Source organism: Fretibacterium sp. OH1220_COT-178 (genome assembly GCF_003860125.1).
Lineage (GTDB): Bacteria > Synergistota > Synergistia > Synergistales > Aminobacteriaceae > CAJPSE01.
In genome coordinates, this window is record NZ_RQYL01000024.1 from 1 (window position 1) to 21241 (window position 21241).

General features: G+C 63.3%; 20 protein-coding genes. 3 read left to right on the top strand and 17 right to left on the bottom strand.

The window, feature by feature from the left end; all coding sequences use genetic code 11:
- Positions 1–289: 289 nt before the first annotated feature.
- The 13 genes from EII26_RS09860 to EII26_RS09920 form a co-directional block, all read right to left on the bottom strand.
- Positions 290–1912, bottom strand: a complete 1623-nt coding sequence (locus tag EII26_RS09860) for a dipeptidase (RefSeq protein ID WP_124888992.1) — start codon at positions 1910–1912, stop codon at positions 290–292.
- Between the two features lie 485 nt (positions 1913–2397).
- On the bottom strand, positions 2398–3156 hold the full coding sequence (locus tag EII26_RS09865; protein ID WP_124888993.1) for a hypothetical protein: 759 nt from the start codon (positions 3154–3156) through the stop codon (positions 2398–2400).
- Positions 3157–3289: 133 nt separating this feature from the next.
- Positions 3290–4417, bottom strand: coding sequence for an NAD/NADP-dependent octopine/nopaline dehydrogenase family protein (locus EII26_RS09870; RefSeq protein ID WP_124888994.1), 1128 nt, complete (start codon positions 4415–4417; stop codon positions 3290–3292).
- Between the two features lie 55 nt (positions 4418–4472).
- Positions 4473–5765 carry a TRAP transporter large permease gene (locus tag EII26_RS09875; RefSeq protein ID WP_124888995.1) on the bottom strand — a complete coding sequence of 431 codons (1293 nt, stop codon included), beginning with the start codon at positions 5763–5765 and terminating at the stop codon, positions 4473–4475.
- Positions 5762–6241, bottom strand: coding sequence for a TRAP transporter small permease (locus tag EII26_RS09880; protein ID WP_124888996.1), 480 nt, complete (start codon positions 6239–6241; stop codon positions 5762–5764). The genes EII26_RS09875 and EII26_RS09880 overlap by 4 nt, the downstream gene beginning before the upstream one ends.
- Positions 6242–6391: 150 nt before the next feature.
- Entirely contained in the window at positions 6392–7393 is a 1002-nt protein-coding gene (locus EII26_RS09885) for a TRAP transporter substrate-binding protein (RefSeq protein ID WP_124888997.1), read from the bottom strand.
- Between the two features lie 151 nt (positions 7394–7544).
- On the bottom strand, positions 7545–8222 hold the full coding sequence (locus EII26_RS09890) for a GntR family transcriptional regulator (RefSeq protein ID WP_124888998.1): 678 nt from the start codon (positions 8220–8222) through the stop codon (positions 7545–7547).
- A gap of 225 nt (positions 8223–8447) precedes the next feature.
- Entirely contained in the window at positions 8448–9323 is an 876-nt protein-coding gene (rbsB, locus tag EII26_RS09895; protein ID WP_199735170.1) for a ribose ABC transporter substrate-binding protein RbsB, read from the bottom strand.
- A gap of 59 nt (positions 9324–9382) precedes the next feature.
- A complete protein-coding gene (locus EII26_RS09900; RefSeq protein ID WP_124888999.1) occupies positions 9383–10306 on the bottom strand; it encodes an ABC transporter permease subunit in 924 nt (307 codons plus the stop codon).
- A complete protein-coding gene (locus tag EII26_RS09905) occupies positions 10300–11841 on the bottom strand; it encodes a sugar ABC transporter ATP-binding protein (RefSeq protein WP_124889000.1) in 1542 nt (513 codons plus the stop codon). The genes EII26_RS09900 and EII26_RS09905 overlap by 7 nt, the downstream gene beginning before the upstream one ends.
- Before the next feature lie 7 nt (positions 11842–11848).
- Positions 11849–12256 carry a D-ribose pyranase gene (gene rbsD, locus EII26_RS09910; protein WP_124889001.1) on the bottom strand — a complete coding sequence of 136 codons (408 nt, stop codon included), beginning with the start codon at positions 12254–12256 and terminating at the stop codon, positions 11849–11851.
- A gap of 96 nt (positions 12257–12352) precedes the next feature.
- Complete coding sequence (locus EII26_RS09915; protein ID WP_158612259.1) at positions 12353–12736, bottom strand: MmcQ/YjbR family DNA-binding protein; 384 nt, start codon at positions 12734–12736, stop codon at positions 12353–12355.
- 60 nt (positions 12737–12796) lie between these two features.
- Entirely contained in the window at positions 12797–13588 is a 792-nt protein-coding gene (locus tag EII26_RS09920) for a sulfite exporter TauE/SafE family protein (protein ID WP_124889003.1), read from the bottom strand.
- A 187-nt stretch (positions 13589–13775) separates the two neighbouring features.
- On the opposite strand from EII26_RS09920, the gene EII26_RS09925 reads away from it, so the two are divergent.
- The gene (locus EII26_RS09925; RefSeq protein WP_124889004.1) at positions 13776–15086 is read left to right on the top strand and encodes a TolC family protein; all 1311 of its coding nucleotides are present in this window, start codon (positions 13776–13778) and stop codon (positions 15084–15086) included.
- Between the two features lie 50 nt (positions 15087–15136).
- Positions 15137–15676: an O-acetyl-ADP-ribose deacetylase gene (locus EII26_RS09930; protein WP_124889005.1), complete on the top strand. Its 540-nt coding sequence runs from the start codon at positions 15137–15139 to the stop codon at positions 15674–15676.
- A gap of 46 nt (positions 15677–15722) precedes the next feature.
- On the opposite strand, the gene EII26_RS09935 is transcribed toward EII26_RS09930, so the two are convergent.
- The 4 genes from EII26_RS09935 to EII26_RS09950 form a co-directional block, all read right to left on the bottom strand.
- On the bottom strand, positions 15723–17780 hold the full coding sequence (locus EII26_RS09935; protein WP_158612260.1) for a methyl-accepting chemotaxis protein: 2058 nt from the start codon (positions 17778–17780) through the stop codon (positions 15723–15725).
- A gap of 297 nt (positions 17781–18077) precedes the next feature.
- Complete coding sequence (locus EII26_RS09940; protein ID WP_124889007.1) at positions 18078–19154, bottom strand: hypothetical protein; 1077 nt, start codon at positions 19152–19154, stop codon at positions 18078–18080.
- Between the two features lie 47 nt (positions 19155–19201).
- Complete coding sequence (gene mrtS / locus EII26_RS09945; RefSeq protein WP_124889008.1) at positions 19202–19747, bottom strand: Synerg-CTERM system glutamic-type intramembrane protease MrtS; 546 nt, start codon at positions 19745–19747, stop codon at positions 19202–19204.
- 49 nt (positions 19748–19796) lie between these two features.
- A complete protein-coding gene (locus EII26_RS09950; protein ID WP_124889009.1) occupies positions 19797–20072 on the bottom strand; it encodes a hypothetical protein in 276 nt (91 codons plus the stop codon).
- A gap of 205 nt (positions 20073–20277) precedes the next feature.
- On the opposite strand from EII26_RS09950, the gene EII26_RS09955 reads away from it, so the two are divergent.
- A complete protein-coding gene (locus tag EII26_RS09955) occupies positions 20278–21186 on the top strand; it encodes a peptidyl-prolyl cis-trans isomerase (protein ID WP_124889010.1) in 909 nt (302 codons plus the stop codon).
- The last annotated feature ends 55 nt before the right edge of the window (positions 21187–21241 follow it).

The window sequence follows — 21241 nt, forward strand, 5'->3', positions numbered from 1 at the left end:
TTACCCCCTGCTGCCATTTCTCAATTAATCCCTTGACTTTTTCTAGCAGGTCTTCTTTGAAGGATTCTCTGTTCCATCATAACATGGGACTGTACATCTAGTGTGGTTTTGTTGCAGCATTTTTCAGGTTCCACGGGCTTATCTGGATTCCGAAGGGAGATGACTCCTTGTTCGGGGTCGGGTAGGGTCATGAGGACTCTCCGTTTTCGCTTTCCGAATCGAACAAAAAAGCCGACGGGAGAGAAATCCCGTCGGCCCTGCTCTTGTCCTGTCACGCTTTGAACGTTGCTCAGCGGTTGTTGGTGTACTTCGCGATGCTGGTGGCGTTGAGCTCCCAATAGGCCTTCTCGGCCTTGCCCATGCACTCGATGGTGTAGTCGGTCAGGAACTGGGTGGCCTTCTCCGGGCTCTCCTTGTAGAGCTCGGCCGCCTTCTTCTCCACCTCGGGCTGTTTTTTGAAGAACTCGTCCTCGATCGGGTTGCGGACGGCCTCCAGGTCCTTGATGGCCTCCTGATAGCGCCAGTTCACGACGTCGTCCTGAAGCATGAACGCCCACTGCGCGGAGTCGAAGCTGAACTTGTCCCGGTCGAAATTGCTCTTCCAGCTCTCCTTCGTGTCCCGGGTTCCGGTGTAGACGGGCACGTAAAGCGTATGGGCCGGGTTGTCGTAGCCGAACCACAGGACGCCGCCCACGGGCTCAGGCAGGTCCTTGCGCATCTGCGAGACCCAGCTGTAGGCGCAGCCGTTGACCGCGACGCTGCGGGAATAGGGGATTTTCAAGAGCTTCCGCTGCAGACGGGTCGGGAAGGGGGTCGTCAGAGGGCTCTTGACGGCCTTGCCCTCCTCGTCCGCGACGATCCAGGCGGGGTGTGAGGACATGTCGAAGACGCTGTCGCAGTGGTAGCCGCGGATGAAGCTCATGACGTCGCGCACCGAGATCTTCTTCTCCGGCTTGATGGAGAAGGGATAGGCGTTCACGGGGGCGTAGGGGTCCCATTCCCGGCTGGGGGCCAGGGCCTTGTGGATGGAATAGAGGCGGTTTCGGATCCACATGGAGCTCAGGGCCCAGTCGTCGTTCCCGGTGGCGGGGGAGTAGGCGGCCTGGAAGTCGAACGGCTCGCCGCTCTTGGGGTCGTAAAGGCCGTTGTCGATGGCGTGTTGCATGTAGTTGTCGGAGACCATGAAGTTCTTGGTGTCCTTGGGGTCGATAAAGCGGATGCGGGCGATGTTGGGCACCACCACCACCTCGTCGTCCGGCACGCGCTGCGCCGCCCAGAGGGAGCCGGGTTTGCCGCTCTCGGGGGTCCAGGTGAACCCCGTGCTGAAGACGTGGAAGATCCAGGCCTCGTCGGGATCGGTGATGGTCAGGCACTCGCCCTCCGTCCCGCAGGAGGGGAGAAAACCGTACTTCTGGGACAGTTCCCCGATGACGGCGATGGCCTCCCGGGCGGTCTTGGCACGCTGCAGGGCGAAGACCTCCAGCTGTTCGATGGTCATGATCGCCTTGCCCCCGTTGGGCACGGTCTTGAGGATTTCCTTTTGGCCGATCGTCGTCTCGCCGATGGCGACGCGGTGTTCGTTCATCGCCGGGTAGCCGACGTGGAAATAGCCGTAGGTCTGCTCCACCTGCGGGATCTCGCCGATCTTGACCCAGCCGCCCCGCTCCTCCAGGACGATGTTGCGGAAGACGTCGGCCTTGGCGCCGGCGGGGAACTTCTGACCGGGGATGAAACGGATCTGGGCGTCGTAATAGGCTCCGTCCGCCGTGTGGCAGGTCATCACGGACCCGTCGGTGGAGGCGTCCTTGCCGACGACGACGTCCGTACAGGCCAGCGAGGGCAGGCAGAGGGCCAGAAGGCAAAAGGAACCGAGAAGGATGCGACCGAAAACGTTGCGCCTGGAGCGGATCATATCGATACGATCTCCTTTCTGAAGCGATTGCTTCAAGACTTACCCCAAAACCCTTCACGCACGACTCCAGAGATGTACGGCCCCGGGCTCCACCTCCTTCGCAGCGCTCCGTTCGGGAAAAGGAGCGACGACCTTCCTCTCTTCAACTTGTTCTCTTCAAGGGCAAAGCCCAAAACAGCTCTCCCTTGGAGACCTTCCTTCGTTAGTGTAGCACAACACAGGAAATATACACTTCTAATGTTGCATTATGAACAAACGTATTTTTTCATGTTCTATAAAACTGTCGAGAAGGTTCGATTTGTGGCTTGATTTCGTGCAGAGGGGGCGTTCTTTCATCCAAACGATTCCCCCCGCAAAATAAGACGAAGCTCGAGGAGGACGTTCCCTCCTCGAGCTCCGTCGTTCTGTGTGACGCCAAAGCCTGCCTGCCGAGAGTCCGCGGAGCGCTCCCTGCCGAGCCCGAAGATGAAGTGCGGCGGGGTCCGTCAGTCCAGGCTGCGCAGGTTGAGCACCTCGACCGGCCAGTCCGTATCGGCCTCGCCGGTCGAGCCCTTGTAAAGCTCGGCCTGTTCCACGATCTGAGAGCGCAGCGTGAAGGCCAGAGTCATGTCCCCGTCCGCGAACTCGTAGGAGAGGATGCTGACCTCCGGCTCTCCGCTTGGGGTCTCGCGGACCGTCGGGGTGCCGACCTTGGTCCTCAGCTCGTCCTTGCTCATGCCGATGGCCTCGAAGCCCAAAAACGTCTTGCAGGCCTCGGCGGAGTTGGTCTTGAAATAGACGTCCTCGGCCTTGGGGCCTTCTCCGAGGGTCTGCAGCACGGCCCCGGAGGTGGACCAGGTCTCCACCTCGGCTCCTTCCACCGGGGTGCTCTCCTGTTGAGTCCAGTTCTTGGGCGCTTTGCCGGCGATCTTCCGGCGGGCCGCGACGTAGCGCTTGTAGATGTTGACGGCCGACTTGCTCTTTGGCCCCATCTTCAGGCGGATTCCCTCCTGGAAGAGCCAGCCGGTCTTGCCGTCCACCTTCACCTTGTACCAGAGCATATCCTGCTTGTCGCGGATGGCGCTCGGGACGGATACGCCCGACTCCGGCAGGCTGGCTTCCCACGACTTCGCGCCCTTGTCGGGCTTGGCGTAGAGCGTAACCGGGTCCTCCAGGGCAAACGCCCTCTGCTCCGCCGCCTCGGCCCCCGTTGCCAGCGCCGCCGCCAGCAGCAGGAGCGCTACTCCCATCCATCGTGTTCTCATCGCTTGGCCTCCTGTAATGATGTCGTTTCCCTGAAAAAGCGGTATTGGGATCGCAGGGTCATTTTATTCCAAAGGGACGAGGGGGGAAAGGATGGTTTTCCCAGTCCCGCTGGGGTGGGGCGTTTTTCGGACCTTAGATTTCCCCTTCGTGCAGATAGCGGAACAGATCCCCGTTCGAGAGTTTCTCGAGTCCGAGGCTGCGCAGGGTACGTCCTCTTCGGGCGAAATCGATGCCGGACAGGGAGGCGGCGAGGGAGGCCACCCCCTTGTTGACGGGGCAGGGAATCTCGTGGCGCTCCAGAATCTCGATAAGGGGCAGCAGACCGAAGGGAACGTCCTCCGTCAGGTAGCGGTGCTCGAAGGTTTTCGGCAGTTTGCCCAGGGAAAGGCCGGGGTGGCTGCTCACGATTTCGACCAGGGATTCTCCCCGGACCCCGTGGTAGGCGTACCAATCCTTGATTGTGAACTTCCAGTCCTTCAACGACCGAAATACGCCTTTTTCGAGCAGCTGCATGCGCTCGGCGTTCATATCCTCGTTGACGCGGGCTACCGCTTCGCTCATGGCGCTCAGGTGTTCTCCGTCGTGGTAGAGCAGCACCTCGGCCTTCCGGTCGACGTAACACGCGTTGAAGACGACCGTGGTCGCATGCAGGGAGGGGTTGGGGTTCGATACCCCGGTCTGGACGATGTTCTCGAACTCCACGATCTCGGGATAGAGGGCCTTGAGTTTTTCCACCAGAGCCGTCGCCGATTTGCCGGGAAAGGAGGCGACACCGAGCCCGTGCTTGTACCCGCCTGCCCAGATCGTCGAGGGATTGGTCTTGAATGTGGCGTAGATGGTGTTGTTCATCTCGGCGACCGCGATGGGCTCGTGGTTGCCGTTCTTTTTGAGCGTCCGGGAGAATTCCAGGCTGCCGTACATGTAGCCCGAGGAGAGGTAGACGTACTGTTCCTTCCTCAGGTACGGGGCACAGACCTCCGCGGCTCGGGCCTCTCCGTATGCGGGTACAGCGACGATGACGATCTCCGCATCCTTCAACGCGGCGGCTATGTCCGTCGTGATGGTGCCGATTTCAGCGAATCCCTGGGGAAGGCCGTTGCCCTCGCATATCTCCATGTGGATGCCGCCCAGTTTTTTTATCTCGGCGACGGACTCCGAGAACTCCGGAAACTCGTAGAGGGCGACCTCGTGCCCCTTCAGAGAACAATGTGCGGCGGTCGTGAAACCGCAAGCGCCCGCGCCGATGACTGCTATTTTCATTTAAAAAGGCTCCTTTCGAAGAAAGCGGATCTCCGGATGCCGGCGTCCATCGGCCTCAGACCGAGGAGGGCATGAAAAACCGCGGAATGAACAGGAAAAGCTCCGGGAACAGGATGCCGAGGACGATGACCCCGATCGTGAGGAAGATCATGGGCAGAATCGCCAGGAAGGCACGCGGGGTGCTTATCCCCCCCAGTTGGGACGCGATCAGAAGGCAGATCCCGTAGGGGGGTGTGATCAGCCCCAGGGAGAGGGTCAGGTTGACGATGATCCCCAGGTGCAGGGGGTGGATTCCCACGCTGTCCCCCATGCGCTGGAGGATGGGCAGAAAGATGATGACGGCCGTCAGGGGGCTCAGGAAGGTCCCGACGACGAGGAGGAACAGGACGATCATGGCGTAGACGCCGTAATAGCTGCTGGTCATGGACAAAATCCAGTTCGCCACCATCACGGGAGCGTTCAGATAGGCGATGAGCCAGCCGAAGATACTGGCGTTCGCGACCGCGAACATGGGGACGGCATACCCGACCATGGAGTCCGCGAAGACCGCGGGGAGGTCCCTGACGCCGATATGGCGGTAGACCAGAAGGATCAGGACCAGGCCGATGAGTACGGCGACGGCGGCCGCCTCGGTTGCCGTAAAGTACCCCAGGGTGACCCCTCCCAGGATGATGAAGGGCAGGGACAGGGGCGGAAGGGCCCGGGCGGTCACCCTGAGGCGTTCGAGGTAGCCCTTACGCGGCAGGGAGGGATAATCGCGCTTTCGGGCCAGGCAATAGGTATAGACCATCTGGGCGATGCCGATCAGGATTCCGGGGACGATCCCGGTCAGAAAGAGAGCTCCGATGGAAAGCTGCCCCATCGCGCCGTAGACGACCATCAGGATGCTGGGGGGGATGATCCCGCCGAGCGTCGAGGAGGCCGCCGTGATCGCGACGGAAAAATCCGTGTCGAAACCGGCCTTTTTCATCGCCGGGATCAACATGGCCCCGATGCCGGCCGTGTCCGCCGAGGAGGAGCCGGAAAGCCCTGCAAACAGCATGCTGACCATGACGTTGACGTGCCCCAGACCGCCCTTGATGTGGCCGACCCAGGCGTCCGAGACCTTCATCAGACGGTCGGTGATACCGCCGTCGTTCATCAGTCTGCCGAGCAGCAGGAAAAAGGGCACCGCAAGCAGCGGAAAGGAGCTGATTCCACTGAACATCTGATTGACCATCGACATGAACGGCAGCCCCAGCTGGACTATGGTCAGCAGGGAGGACAGGCCCAAGGCGAAGGCCACGGGCACTCTGATGGCGATGAAAAGGAAGAAAGTTCCCAGAAGAAAGAGCAGAGGAGCGTTCATTTTCTCCCCTCCTCTCCCCCCTGGGGGGTCTTGAAGGCGCCGATGTCGATCAGAATGTTTTCAAGGTTGAACAGAAACATGAAGGCGGCGCTGATCGGCAGGGAGACAAAAAGCCAGAAGCGCGGGATCTCCAAAGCCGTTGTCAGCCGGTACCACCCGAGAAGGGCAAATTTCGTCCCTCCCCATATCAGTGCGAGGATGACGAGCGAGACAAGCAGTTCGGAGAGAACGAGCATGGCCTTGTTCAGTTTGACGTGGCGGGCGGGGATCAGATCGACCACGTAATGGCGCCTCGTCGACAGCGCTACGGCCGATCCCAGCAATATGGACCAGATGAATGCGAAGACGGCGACCTCGGAGGTCCAGTCCATCGATACTTTCAAAATGTTTCTCGAAAGAACTTGCAGCAGAACGGCAACCACAAAAATGCCCAGGAGCGATACCCCGGAGAACAGCAACAGCTTTCGGATCCTCATATTGAATCGGTGAAGAATATTCAAGAGGTCACCTTCCTTGTCGAAATGCGGGGCAAGGCATCCTTGCAGCCTTTCGTGGGCTCAAGGATGGAGCGCGCGCCGAATCTTGAGGCGTCGGGCGGTCGGGCCCGACGCCTCAAGGATTTTTCGTCAGTGGTCCCGGACCTCCCGCATCAGATTCAACAGGTCGGTGTAGCCGCCGTCCTTCGCAAGTTCATCCTGCAGAGGGCTGTAGAGCTTCATGAAGGCGTCCTTGTCCACCTCGTTGACGATGGCGAGTTTTTTGTCGATCATCTCCTGAAGCAGGCGCTCGTCGTATTCCAGGCCCTTTTGGGTCACGATGGCTCCGGCCTCCGAGCACACGCCGGCCACGATGTCCCGATAGGCTTCGGGCAGCTTCCTGTAGGTCGCCTCGCTCATGAAGACGCCGCTGATCATGTATTGATGCTGCGTTTTGCTGTGATATTTCGCAACCTCGTAAAGCTTGCTGCCGTAATAGCCGCTGATCGTCGATTCGAAGGCGTCCACGACCCCCGTCTGAACTGCGGAATAGACCTCCCCCCAGCTCGTCGGCGTGGTGATCGCCCCCGCCAGCCCCCAGATCTTGCTTTCGATGGGGGAGCCGGGCACGCGCATCTTCATCCCCTGCAAATCGTCCGGGATCCGGATGGGTTTGATCCTGTTGGAGTACTGACGGGTTCCGCCCCCGCCGAGGGCCAGAAGCTTGATCCCCAGATTGCGGTCCTGGAAGAGTTTTTGGAAATACTGCAGAACCTTGCTGTCCTTTCCCGTCACCTTGCGGAATTGATCGTAGTCCTTGAAGAAATAGGGGTAGGACAGCACGACGGTTTCCGGGATCATGGAGGACAGGACCATCATGCCCTCGAGGCCGAAATCGATGGTGCCCATGCTGATTTCGTCGAGGATCGCCTGAGAGGTTCCCAGGCTCGAGCTGTGATAAATGGTGATGCTGACCTTGCCGTCCGTTTTTTTTGCGACTTCCTCCGCAATGAAATTGGCGGCGTCGATCCAGGGATGGGGAGGCGTTGCCGTGACCGCCAGCCGAAGTTCGTATTCCGGGGCGGCCAGAGCGGGAGCGGCACAGTTCGACAAAAGGACCAGCAGGGCGAGGACGAACACGATCTTTTTCATGATACAGCTCCTTTCATGCTCTCTTTTTATTTATCCTGGGGAAAACAATGAGCTTCAATACTGAACGGTGCCGTGTATCGGTTGAGGATGGCAGGTTTTGCTGTCTCACCTCCTTGACAGGATTGCGTTGTGGATGGCTGTCCCCGGAAATTCAGGGATCCGTCTCCCAGTCTTTCCCCGGATTGCGCTGACGGGACAGACGTTGTGAGAGAAGACGCCGGAGGCCTTCGAGGTCCTTCGCCCTCAGGCAGTCCAGCATCGCGCGATGCGTTTGGAAGCTGTGTCGCATGTAGCCGTATTTGTAAAGCCAGCCGACAAAGGACAGGCGGATTTGGTAGGAAAGGTTCGTCAGTAATTTCCTGGTCCAAAGGCAGTGGTCCTTCGCAAGAGCGTGAAGCTGCATGTGAAATTCCATCTCCTTTTCCAGGAAACAATAGACTTTTTCAATGCCGTTCTCCTCCTCGGCGATCTCCCCCAATTCGTGGTTGATTTGTTCTGCGGGAAGGAGATCCGCCTCGGAGAAACTGGCGCGGTTGATGGCCGTCTCGAAAAGGGAGTGCTCCAGGAGCGTGCGGATGGTGTTGATCTCCAGGATCTCCTCCTCGCTCGGATCGGCGACGAACCACCCCTTGTACTTGATGGAGACGAGGAATCCCTGGGCCTCCAGTTCCTTGAAGGCCTCCCTCACAGGGGCCCTGCTGATGTTCAGGGCACGGGCGATCTCCCGTTCGTTGATCTGGCTGCCTGGGGAGAGAGCCCGCTCCTCGAATATCTGCTTTCTGACGTGGCCGATAATGACGTCCTTCAGGTCTTCAACAGGTCTGTACACTGTTCAGCTCCATCTGATAGAGTGTTCGGGTGGTCGACCGGTCGACCACCCGAACACTCTATCAGATGGAGCTGAATTGGTCAATAAGTGCGAAAGTTGCGTGCTCTGTGTCCGGGCAGGACAGCTGGAAGGGGCCGGGGCTTGGCGCCACCCCAAAATGGCGAATCCAAAAAGTTCGAATGCGAAAGGGGCGAGGCCTCTCAGCCCCGCCCCTTTATTTGCACCTCACTCCGTCACCAGCATCAGCTCCACGGGGATGAAGGCGGGGAGCTCCTTCTTGTTCAGGAGGTCGTCGGCGGCACCGACGCCCTTCGCTCCGATCTCCGCGGGCTTCTGCGCTACCGTGGCGGTCATCTTCTTCTCCTTGACGGCCTTCACCGCGTCGTCCGTCGCGTCGAACCCCACCAGGACCACCGCCTTACCCGCGGCCTCCAAAGCCCTCAGGGCTCCGAGGGCCATCTCGTCGTTGTGGGCGAAGACGGCGTCGAAATCCGGCTGCGCCTGAACGACGTCCTCCATGACCGTCAGACCCTTGGTGCGGTCGAAATCGGCGGTCTGGCGCGCCACGACCTCCAGCTTGCCTTTGACGGCCTCGTTGAAGCCCTGCCCACGGTCGCGGGCCGCGGTCGTGCCGGGGATGCCCTCAAGCTCAACGACCTTGCCCTTGCCGCCGAGCTTCTGGAGGATGAATTCTCCGGCCATCCTGCCGCCGGCCACGTTGTCCGAGGCGATGTGGGCAACGACGGTGCCTCTGTTCGCTCCCCGGTCCAGGGTGACGACGGGTACGCCCGCCTTGTTCGCCGCGGCGACCGCCGACCCCACCGCATCGGAGTCCGTGGGGTTGATCAGCAGGACATCGACGCCCTTCACCAGCAGGTCCTCGACGTTCGAAAGTTCCTTGGCCGGGTCGTTCATGGAGTCCAGAATCGTGAGGTCGTGCCCCAGCTCCTTGGCCTTCGCCTCCGCGCCCTCCTTCAGCGTCACGAAGAAGGGGTTGTCCTGCGTGGAGATCACCAGCCCCAGCCGCGCCGCTTCCGCGCTTCCGGCCAGAAGAAGCCCAAAAACGCAAAGCAATACCGCAATCCGTTTCATTCTCTTCATCTCCAAGACCTCCTTGAAATATGCCGGGGGGAGATCCCCCCGCCGAACGGATCCGTGCCTCAGACGCTCCTGCGCTTGTCGATCAGGACCGCCGTCAGGATGACGGCCGCCTGGATCATCATCTGGTAGTACGAGGTGACGTTCAGAAGGTTGAGGGCGTTGCCGAGCACGCCCATGATGACGACGCCCAAAGCCGTTCCGGAGACCTTCCCGAAGCCGCCGGCGAGCGAGGTGCCGCCCAGGACCACCGCCGCGATCGCATCCAGCTCGTACCCCGTCCCCGCCGTCGGCTGGGCCGACCCCAGGCGCGAGGTGACGATGACCCCCGCCAGGGCCGCCAAAGCTCCGGAGAGGCCATAGACCAGGGCCTTGACCCTTGCCGTGTCGATGCCCGAGAGGCGGGCCGCCTCCTCGTTGCCGCCGATCGCGTAGACGTAGCGGCCGATTCTGAAGCGGCTCAGCAGATATTGTCCCGCCGCGAACAGGACGACCATGAGGACGATGGGGACGGGCACGTTCAGGATGTACCCTCCGCCGATGGACGAGAAGAGCTCGCTGCCGCGCACCGGGATCGGACGGCCGTTTGTGAAGACCAGGGTGGCGCCCCGAAGGAAGGTCATTGAGACCAGGGTCACGATGAAGGGCTGCAGGCGGGCGTAGGCGACGAAGAAGCCGCTGCAGGCCCCCAGCAGGAAGCCCGCTCCGATCGTCAGAAACACCGCCGGGACGGCGCCGATCCCGGCCCCCAGCATGGAGGCGCACAGCGCCCCGGTGAAGGCCAGCACGGAGCCGACGGAGAGGTCGATTCCGCCCGTCAGAATCACGAAGGTCATTCCGATGGCGATGACCGAGTTGATCGAGGTTTGGCGCAGCACGTTGAGGAGGTTGCCCATCGTGAGAAAACGGGGATTGATCGCCGAAACCACGGCGGCGAACAGCATCAGACCGATCAGGGGCTTGTTCGTCCAAATCCTTTTCAGCATGGCTTCACCTCGCAGAGTTCCGAGCCGGAGGAGGGCGCGGCGTCCGGGAGGGCGAGGCGCATGATCCGCTCCTGGTCGAAGTCCTCGCGGAGCACCTCGCCGGATATCGCGCCGTCCCGCACCACCAGGATGCGATCGCTCAGCCCCATCAGCTCGGGCATCTCCGAGGAGATGACGATGAGGCTCAGCCCCTCCCGCTTCAGGTCGTTGACGACGTCGTAGATCTCCTTCCTGGCCCCCACGTCGATTCCGCGCGTGGGCTCGTCCAGAATCAGGATTGCCGGGTGCGTCAGCAGGGCCTTTGCGATCGCGACCTTCTGCTGGTTCCCGCCGCTCAGATTTCGGACGATCTGCTCCTGGGATGGGGTCTTGATGCGGAACGTCTGCACGAAGTCCTGCACGGCGGCCCGTTCCTCGCGGGCACGCACGTGTCCCCGGGGGGAGAAACGCGCCAGGGCGGAGAGGGTCATGTTCTCCCTCACGTTCATGCCCAGGACCAGTCCCGTGCCCTTCCGGTCCTCCGAAACGTAGGCCAGCCCGTTCCGCAACGCGTCGCGCGGCGTGTCGATCCGGCAGGGCCGGCCTGCGATCCGAACCTCGCCGGACGTTTTGGGCAGACTCCCGCAAAGTGTGCGGACCAGCTCCGTCCGGCCCGATCCCATCAGCCCGGCGATGCCCAGCACCTCGCCGCGGCGCAGGGAGAAGCCGACGTCGCGCGCGTGGGGGCCCGTCAAATGCGAAACGCGAAGGGCCTCGTCCCCCAGCGAGACGGAGACCTTCGGATACTGCTCCCCGAGGGGGCGTCCCACCATCTTCTCGATGATGAAGGGCTCTGGGGCGTGCTCCACGGCCTCCTCCACGATGAACCGGCCGTCCCTCATGATGGTGACGCGGTCGCAGATCTTGGGGATCTCCTTCAGACGGTGGGAGATGTAGACGATGCCCTTGCCCCTGGCGGCAAGCCCGCGGACGACCCGGAACAGGCAGTGCGTCTCCTTGTCCGTGAGGGCGCCCGTGGGTTCGTCCAGGACGAGGATCTGCGCATTCTGCGACAGCGCCTTGGCGATCTCCACCAGCTGCCGCTTGCCGATCGTGAGGTCCTTCACGAGGGTGCGCGGGCTCTCGTGCATGTCGAGGGCGGCCAGCAGCTCCCGCGCCTCCCGCTCCATCCGCTCACGGTCGATGCGTCCGAGGGTGCCCGTGGGCTCGCGTCCCAGAAAGATGTTCTCGGCGGCGCTCATCTGGGGGACCAGGTTCAGCTCCTGATGGATGACCGCGATGCCCGCCGCCTGGGACTCCCGGATGCTGCCGTAGCAGACCGGGCGCCCGTCGCGCAGGATCTCGCCCGAGTCCATTCGGTAAATTCCGGCCATGATCTTGATGAGGGTGGATTTCCCCGCCCCGTTCTCCCCCAGAAGGGCCATGACCCCGCCGCCGTAGACGCGGAGCTCGGCGTGGTCCAGCGCCTTGACCCCCGGGAAGCTCTTCTCGATGCCCCGCATCTCCAGCAGCACGGAGCCGATGTTCGGTCTCATGACGGCCTCAGAAGACGACCCCGGACCTCAGGATGACGTTTGCGTAGGGCGTGCATTCCCCGGTGCGGACGACGGCCTCCGAGTCCCGGGCCAACGCCTTGAATGCCTCGTGGGGGATCAGGGTGACCTTGGGGGAAAGGCCGTGTGAGGCGAACGTCTCCAGGATGCCCTGAAATATGGGGGCGTTTTTCTCGCGGATCTCCTCCGCCAGGACGATCTCCTCCACCATCATCTCGCTCAGCAGGGCGTCGAGGACGCGCAAGAAGGCGGGGTACCCGGGCTCGACCGCGAGGTCGATCCGACGCACGCCCGGCGGGATGGGAAGCCCCGCGTCGCAGATCGTGATGTGTGCCGTGTGGCCGATACGGCTTACAGCGTAGCTCAGTTCGGAGTTCAGCAACCGTCCTTTTTTCATCGAATCCCTCCCGACGTCTTCGGGCGCAAGGGCCTGAGGATGATGAGCTGTGGCACTGGATGGAGGTGCCCGTCGAGCCGCTGGACACCCCCTCAATTATACCTTCGGTTCCGAGGGGGGCGCACCCAGGGAATCCCGGACCTTTTGGGGGAGGCCGACGAGGACCAGGGCGTACGAGTCGTCGACCAGTCCGAAGAGCAGGATGTCCTCGAACGGGACGTCGAGAAAGATCGAGATCCAGTGTTTTTTGTCGGAATAATAGCCTGGAATGACGATCCCCTCGTAGGCCTCGCGCAGGATCAGCGCCTTCTCGGGGTTGGCCTTCAGCGTGACGATCGGCCGTCCGTCCCGATAGGCCCCGAACCTGGCGAAGGCCTTCCCGCCGACGGTCAGGACGTCGGCCTCCCAGGCCTCCTTGTATTCGTGTTCGGCGTGCGGTTTCGCCTTGGCGTATTGCAGAATCTTGTCCCTTTGAATCAACGAAATCCCTTCTTTCTTGCGAGCGACTGCGGCATCCCTGCAGGGAACGCCGGCGCGACGTCAGCCGGCAATCAGCTTGACTGCCGCACCCAGGGCCAGGAGGAGCACCAGGTTCTTGAAGGCCCTCTGGGGAACCTTCTTCGCGAAAAGGTGTCCTGCGATCCCGCCCAGGACCACCAGGGGCAGTGCCGCGGCGTCCAGGCTCAGCGTCCGTGCGTCGATCATCCCCAGCGAGACGAAGAGCGGGATTTTGAACCAGTTCATGAAGAAGGTGCAGACTGCGGTCGTACCGATGAATTCGAACTTTCTGAGGCGCGAGACCAGCATGTAGAGCGCGATGATCGGGCCGGCGGCGTTGGCGAGGGCCGAGAAGAAACCCGCGGGGCAGCCGAACGCCGCGGATGCGGCCAAGCTCGGGCTCTCCGCTGGGGGAGCCTCGTTTGCGCCCCTCGACTTCATCGCGTCCGCCACGAGGGTCAGAAGCAGGAGCAGGAGCACGATCCAGCCGATGAGGACGCGAAAGGCCGCGCCGTCGACGGATTCCGCGACCAGCGAGGCGAGCCCGACGCCGAGACCGACGAACAGAAGGTAGGGGAAGCAATAGCGCCAGCGGGCGAAGTGCCGATAGGCGAGGACGGAGATGACGTCCCCCATCATGAGCATCGGCAGCAGCAGCCCCACGGACAGCTTGGCGGGGAAGATCGCTGCCATGAGAGGAACGGCCAGAATCGTGACGCCGGGCAGTCCCATCTTGGAAAAGCCGACGAGGAACGCGGTCAGCCCGAAGACGGCCCAGGCCCAGGGGGCAAGCCCCCAGTCTCCGAGCCGGAGCAAATCGTAAATGGCGTTCATGGTCGGTGCTCATCCCCTCCCGTCGGAATATGCTTCGATTATACGACACTCCCGTCCCGGCACTCGTGCGTCTTGCGGGGACCATGCCCCCCTGCGGGCATTTGCGAGTTGTGCGCCCGGGCGCGATCCTCTATACTGCACCCGATAGATCCTGGGGCGCGTCCCCTGTCGGGAGGCGGAAAATCGCATGAGATCGGACGGAAAAGTACGGGCCGGGGCTTTTCTGCGGAGCGGGGCCCTCCTGCTCGGGCTGGTGTCGTTTTGCCTGCCGCTCCCGGCGTCGGGGGCCGGAGCGGCACGGATCCTGACGCTCGAGGAATGCCTGGCCCTAGCGGAGGAGAACCATCCGGACCTGGCGGGCGCCGAGGCACGGATTGCGGTGGAGCGGCACCGCCTCTCCCAGACGGCCGCCGAGGATCGCATGCGGGCTTCGGGCAGCCTTTCGGCCTCTCGCAGGGGGCGGGGGGACGCGACCTCGGGCAGCTATTCTGCGGAGGTGACTGCGAGCCTGAAGGTCTTCGACTCGAACCGGACGAGGTATGCCGTCGACGCCCGGAAAAGCGTGCTGAAGGCCTCGGAGGCCGAGGCAAACGGGGTACGCCTCCGGGTTCGCACCGGAGTGAAGACGGCCTGCATGGGCCTGCTCCTGGCCTTGGAGGTTCGGGAGCAGAGGAGGGAGTCGGTTAAGGCGTTCGAAAGGCATCTGGAACGGGCGAGGGGCTACTACGAGACGGGGCTCAAGCCGAAGATCGACGTCACGAAGGCGGAGGTGGAGCTCGGGAGGGCCCAGCTGGCCTTGACGGAGGCGGCCTCGGAGGTGGAGCTTGCCGGTGCGGCGCTGCGGAACGCGATGGGCGTGGCGTCGGCGGAGCCGTTCGAGGTCCGAGCCGCGGCGTTGAGGCTTCCCGAGTCGGCGGACCGGAGCGCGGAGGCCTTGGCCCTGGAACATCGCCAGGACTATAAAGCTGCGGTGTTGAGGACTATAGCCGGGAGGGCCGAGGTGCGCTCGGCCGCGCGCTACGCCTCGCCCAGCCTGTCGCTTCGGGGCGGCTATGCCGCTGCGGGCGAGGAGCCCTCGTCCCTGGAGTCGAGCTGGAACGCCGGACTTGCCCTGACCTTCCCCATCGTCGACGGAGGGGAGACGGCCGCGAGGGTCGGCATGGCCTCGGGGCAGCTCGGGAACCTGGAGGCCGCGCAGGAGGCCCTGCGGCAGGACATCCTGCTGGAGGTTCGCAAAGCCGTCCTGAGCATCCGTGACGCGCGCGAACGCATCCGCATCGCCGGGCTGACGGTCGTCCAGGCGGAGGAAAACCATGCCCTGGCCGAGGGGCGGTACCGAGCGGGGGTCGGCGCTTCTCTGGAGATCTCGGACGCTCTGCTGACGCTGACCGAGGCCCGTTTGTCCGAATACCGGGCCCGGCACGACCTGCAGGTGGCCCAGGTGGCGCTGGAAAGGGCGACGGGGTTGGAGCTGACGGAGCCGGACGGCGTCCGGTGAGGGAAGCGCTCACCCCGTCCGATCGAAGGGCCTTTGAAAGGGGGATCTCGATGGATGGTGCATTGGAGCGCATAAAGGTGGTGCGGGGCGACATCACCAAGGAGGTTGTGGACGCAATTGTCAATGCGGCGAACGAATCCCTGCTGGGTGGGGGCGGGGTGGACGGAGCGATCCACCGTGCGGCGGGCCCCGAGCTGCTGGCGGAGTGCCGGAGCCTGAAGGGCTGCAGAACGGGCGACGCCAAGACGACCAAGGGCTATCGGCTTCCTGCCCGCTGGGTGGTCCACACCGTGGGGCCGGTCTGGAACGGAGGGGAGTGGGGAGAGCCGGAACTTCTGGCCTCGGCCTACCGGCGGTCTCTGGAGGAGACTCTGAAGGTCGGTGCGCGGACCGTTGCGTTTCCCGCAATCTCGACGGGCGTCTACGGCTATCCCAAGGACGCCGCGGCGCGGATCGCCCTGCGGACGATCGCGGAATTTCTGACCGGCTGCGATGCCATTCGGGAGGTCCGCCTGGTCTGTTTCGGGGAGGACTCCGCCGAGGCCCACCGGGCGGCGCTCGAGGCGCTGAGAGGGGAGCGGAGGAGTTGAAACCGAGCCTCCCTTCAACAAAAAGGGAGGCTCGGCGAAAGGGCGGTCAGTTTTGCTTCCGGGGCAGGATGGCCGGCTTCTCGGTGAAGGTGAACGTTCCGACCAGCCGCTGGAGTTTGTCTGCGGTCGCGGACAATCCCTGAGCGGCCGTGGCGATGGCCTCCGCGGCCTTGGTCGTCTCCTGCGTGGAGGTGTGGATGGAGTCCGTTGCGTTCACCACGTTGCGGTTCGCCTCCGCGACGTGGTGAACGGCCGTGGTCATCTCCTCCGACGAGGCGGCCTGCTGCTGGGAGACGGCCGCGATGTTCTGGATCGCCTCGTTCAGGCGGGCGATGGCGTCCGTGGCCTCGTTCAGCTTTGTCTGGGTCGACTCCGCCGTCGTGACCGTCTCCGTCAGAAGCTGTTCGGTGGCCTCGGTCGCGGAAATGGACTCCTCGGAATGTTGCTGGAGCCCCTCGATCAGCTTTTCGACCTCCTGGGCCGCACGCGCCGATTCCTCGGCCAGCTTGCGGACCTCCTCGGCGACGACGGCGAATCCCCTGCCCGCCTCGCCGGCCCGTGCCGCTTCGATGGCCGCGTTGAGCGCGAGGAGGTTCGTCTGGTCGGCGATGGAGGTGATGGTGGCCACGAAGGAGGAGATGGAGTCCACGGAGCGGCCGAGCTCACGAATCTGGGCGATGCTGCGCTCGGATTTGTCCTTGGCCTTTTTCATGCCGTCCACGACACAGCTCACCTCGTCGGAGGCATCTTTGGACAGCTCAGCGACCTGCGCGGCCTGTTCGGCTCCCTCCGTGGCGTTGTGCGCACTGGCCTGGGCGCTGTCGGCGATCTCGCCGATGGAGGCGTTGGTCTCCTCCACGGCCGCAGAAACCGACCCCACGACTCCATTGACGCGCTCGACGGACGCGGCGACCTCCTCCATGGCGGCCAGGGTCTCCTCGGCGATCGCGGCCAGGTTGTCGGCCTCCCGCGTCGTTGCGTCGGCCTCGATTTGAATGCCGTGCAGCGTCTCGGATACAGAGCCGACCATGCAGTTGAGTTCGCGGGCCATGTGGGTCAGCTCGTCCCGGCCGACCTCCTCGAAACGGACGGTCAGGTCTCCTCCGCCCAGTTTCTGGGTGACGGAGCTCATGTTTTTGAGGGAGCGGGAGAGACCGCGGATAATGGTGAAAATCAGGGTGCCCGTGAGCAGGAGGGCGACGGCTGCGATGAGGACCAGAAGGAGCGTCAGGCCGTGGACCATGTCGTTGATGATCTCCACCGGGAAGGCGACGTAAAAGAAAAAGCCGTGCCCCACGGGGGCGTAGAAGATGCGCTGCATTTCTCCGTTCTCGATGCAGTCGGCGACGCCGGAGCCCCCGCCGACGATCTGGGGGGCCAGGGCGTGCATGGTGCCGTCGAACTCCTTGCCGCTCAGGATGTTGGCCTTGAATACGTGTTCCTTGTCCCGGCAAGCGACCAGCAAGCCGTTTTTCAGAACCAGCGCCCCCGCCCCCTGGCCGAATATCTGCCGCCCGACCACGAAGTCGCTCAGAGCGTCCAGGGTCACCTCGATGGCGGCGACGCCGATCAGCGCGTTGGCCTCGTCGTAAACGGCCTTGGTCACCGCGAGGACCGCTTTCCCCGACGCGGCCTCCACATAGGGCTCCGCCACCACCACGGAGCCCCGGGCCGCGACGGCCTCCCGATACCAGCTCCGGGGACGCGCGTCGTATCCGGCGGGCGCCGTCCATTCACCCTCCATGCTCGCTATGGAGAGCAGCCCCGTAGCCTCCCAGCCCAGAAAGAGGTTCATGATGTTTTGGTCGCCGACGTTCTTCAGCATGCTGCGGCAGAGTTCGCCGATGTCCCGGTGCCTCTCCTCCTGGCCGTCGACCCGGACGGCCGCGTGGCGCATGGCGCTGGCGGCCAGTTCCACGATCGAGACGTAGCGGTCGAACTGATCTTCGATGATGCGGGCCGAGTTCACCGTGATCTCCGCGCCGGCTCGGTTGAGAAAGTCGTCGAGCAGGGTTCCTGCGCGAAGGTAGGTGACGCCGGCCATCGTCAGGATCACGATGAGGACCGTAACGGCGATGAGTCGAAGTTTCCCCTTGATGCTCATTCTGGACATCCCTCCGTAATCTTTTCACAAAAGGCCTCTTCCGGGTGGCGGCCGAACCGGACAACGACGTAAGGTCAGTGCAATTGAGAGAGAAACTTCATCCCAAATCAAACAAGAACATACTAAAGTACGAAGAAATAAAAATCAAGATAAAAACAAGTTTCCCAGGGGTTTATATTGTGTTTTTTCCGCCCGCCTTTTGCCCTGCTCCCCACGGGAACGCGAAGGCAAGCGCCGGCAGCGCCCGCCGTGTCGAGCAAAAGAAGACGCCCGCCTCGTCCGAGTCCGGGTTTTCGTCTAATCTCCGCCCTTCTGGGGCTCCTCCCAGAAGGGGTGGTAGATGCGCAGGTGCGTCACGTCCCTCAGGGCGTCGTCCTGCCTGCCGGATACCGACGGCAGCTTCGTCCAGGGGCCGCCGTCGCGGCGGCAGAGGATCAGGGGGCGGCGCCCGTAGGTGCTCCACAGGTCGGCTAGCCGGTCGTCGAGCTGCGTGCCGGGGACGAGGGTGCCCTTGAACAGCGGCGCGCTTCCCTCCAGCATGGGATGTCCGGGCAGTGGGGCCAGGACCATCCACTGGGTGAGCTTCCAGGCGTTCGCCATCTCCTTCGAGCTCAGCGCGTGGACGAGCGGCATGATCTGGATGCCGCCCACCTCGCCGCGGGGGGAGGTGGCGATGTCGATCACGCCCGTGTGCGACGCCCGGATGCGGCCGACCCTCTGGAACTCGGTCCCTCCGAAGCGTCCCACTCCGCCGATGGGGCGGACGACCCGGGCCACGGTCCGGGGGCCGGCCTTCGTCCAGGCGGTCACCCGTCCTCCGGGGCGGTTCTCGATGTCGGTCATCCAGGTGTCGGGGCGGTTCGGCAGGGCGGTGCGGATCACCAGGGTCTCCCCCTCGCGGGGCGTGCCGTCGAGGGGGCGACGAGAGCCGTCCGGTGCCTCGATCCATACCGGGGAGCCCGTCATGGGAGCGAGCCCGCCGAAGAAGGCGGTGCCCGCGGGGCCGGAGAGCGCGAAGAATGCGCCCGGCGCCGCGGCCGGGGCCACCGTGACCGAGGGGACGACGCTGAGGATTCGTCCCCGGCCCTTCTCGACGTTCACCAGCATGTGGACTGCGTTGACGGCCGAGGCGCAGACGGTCCCCGGCTCGCCCCACTTGCTGGCCGTGTAGGCCGGCCAGTTCGTCTTGACCGGGACCATCCGCACCGTGCCGATCGGAACCGATGTCCCGTCGGGCATGAGGGCGTGGGCGGGGTCTCCGACGCGGCAGGGAATGCGCAGCTCCAGCACGCCCGGTCCGGCAAGCGCGGGGAGGGCGGAGAGCAAAAGACAAAATAGCGTCAACGTCAAATGGAAGCGGAAGTGTTTTTTCATCCCAAAACGGACCTCCTTGTTGCGTCGTTGCGGAAAATGGGTTGGAGTCAGGGCAGGGGAGCCCACCAGACGGCCCAGACGTTGCAGAGCGCGTGATAGACGACGGCGGGCAGCACCGAGCCGTTGCGGTGGCGAAGAACTCCCATCACCAGCCCCGGGAAGAACGTCGCCAGCCTCAGCCAGCCCGGCATCACGATCAGGTGGGACAGGGCGAAGGGCAGCGTTGCCAGAGGAATCCCCATCCATGGTCCCCATCGGCGTACGGTGAGGGTCTGGAGCCAGCCCCGAAAGAACGTCTCCTCGATGAAGGCGGCGGCCAGGCCGCCCCCCAGGAGGTTCAGCGCCCTGAGGAGCGATGGGGAGTGGGGTCCGGGACCGCCCCATTCGGGAGGCCAGTGCAGGGATACGAGGGTCAGGGGCACCAGCGTCAGGACGAGCGCGAGAAGGGTGTCCCGCCACGCCCCCGGCCCCATGAACCAGGCCAGCCCCCAGTCCTCCTCGCGTTCTCCCCTCACGCCGCACCACCAGTAGGGGAAGTAAAGCATGAAGGCGCCCACGGCCAGGCCGAGGACCGCAGCGGCAAGTCCGTTCACCTCGACGCCTCCGTATCTCGGAGAGGGATGCGGGCCATCCTCGGCGTCCCTAGAGGACCTTCTGGAAGTCCTCGAGGAGTTTCCAGGCCTCGTTTATGAAGAGCATCACGTCGAGGCGATGGACGTAGAGCGCGCGGGCCGCCCGCCAGAGGAGATAGACGATCGGGGTGGCGACGATGATGGCCCCGGTCTTGTAGAGCACCTTGGCGGGGATCGAGCCGAAGCGTTCGAAGACGACGTCGATCAGCCACCCTGCGGCCATGAGGGCGAAGCCCATGATCCAAAGCGATATCCCAAGAACCGTCCTCGTATCGATCAAGCGCATGTTCGCCCTCCTGTCCTTCCTCCCGAGAAAACCTTCGCGCAGGTGCCGCTCCGGTACGATTATATCCCAGTTGCGGGCCTGCACGGGCCTATGGGATGGATATACGCACTTTTACCTCGTTCCCGCGCCTTCCTTTGTGCTACAATGCCATACCGTGCCGGTCGTCGGCGCACAAGTCGAGAACAATCATGGGGAGGAAGAGAACGTGAAAGGATCATTTGCCAGAAGGACGACGTTCGGGCTGGTTTTGATGGCTTTGCTGGCTGCGGGATGGGCCTGGGCCGCTCCGACGGAACCGGCTCCGGAGCCCAAGACGGATCCCGAGAAGGTTTTGGCCAGGGTGGAGGGCCAGGAGATCAAGGAGAAGGACGTCGACCAGATCATCCGGATGATGGGGCCCCAGGGGGCCATGATGTACGACAATCCGCAGGGTCGCAAGGCCGTGCTGGACGAGCTCGTCTCCATGCGTCTGTTCGCCCTGAAGGGCGCCGCGGAGAAGCTGGACCAGACGCCGGATTTCCAGGCGGCGCTCGAGACGTTCCGCGTCCAGTCCCTGGCCCGTGCGGCCATCGACGCGGCTCTGAAGGACGTCTCCGTCACCGATGAGGAGGCCAAGAAGTTCTACGACGGGCATCCGGACCAGTTTACCCAGCCCGAGCGCGTGCGCGTGCGCCATATCCTGGTCAGCGACGATGTGACGAGCGCCGACACCATCGCGAAGGTCCAGGCGGAGCTCAAGGGGGGCGTCTCCTTCGACGAGTTGGCGAAGACGCATTCGCTCTGCCCCTCCAGCGCCCAGGGCGGCGACCTGGGCGAGGTCTCCAAGGGGCAGATGGTCCCCGAGTTCGAGTCCGCGGCCTTCGCGCTCAAGAACCCCGGCGACGTCTCCGAGCCCGTCAAGACCCAGTTCGGCTGGCACGTCATCAAGCTGGAGAGCCGGATCCCCGAGACCGTGGAGCCGTTCGATACGGTAAAGCCCCAGCTGCTTCAGTACCTCACCAATGAAAAGAAGGGGGAGGCCTTCAAGGCCGCCACGGAGCTCCTGAAGAAGACCTACAAGGTGGAGATGCTGGTGTCCGAGGACGTCGCCCCTGCGGAGTCGGGGAAGAAGTAGCGGTCGTCCGCAACAGTATCAGTAAGGAAAACAAACTAAGGCCGGCAGGGGGAGA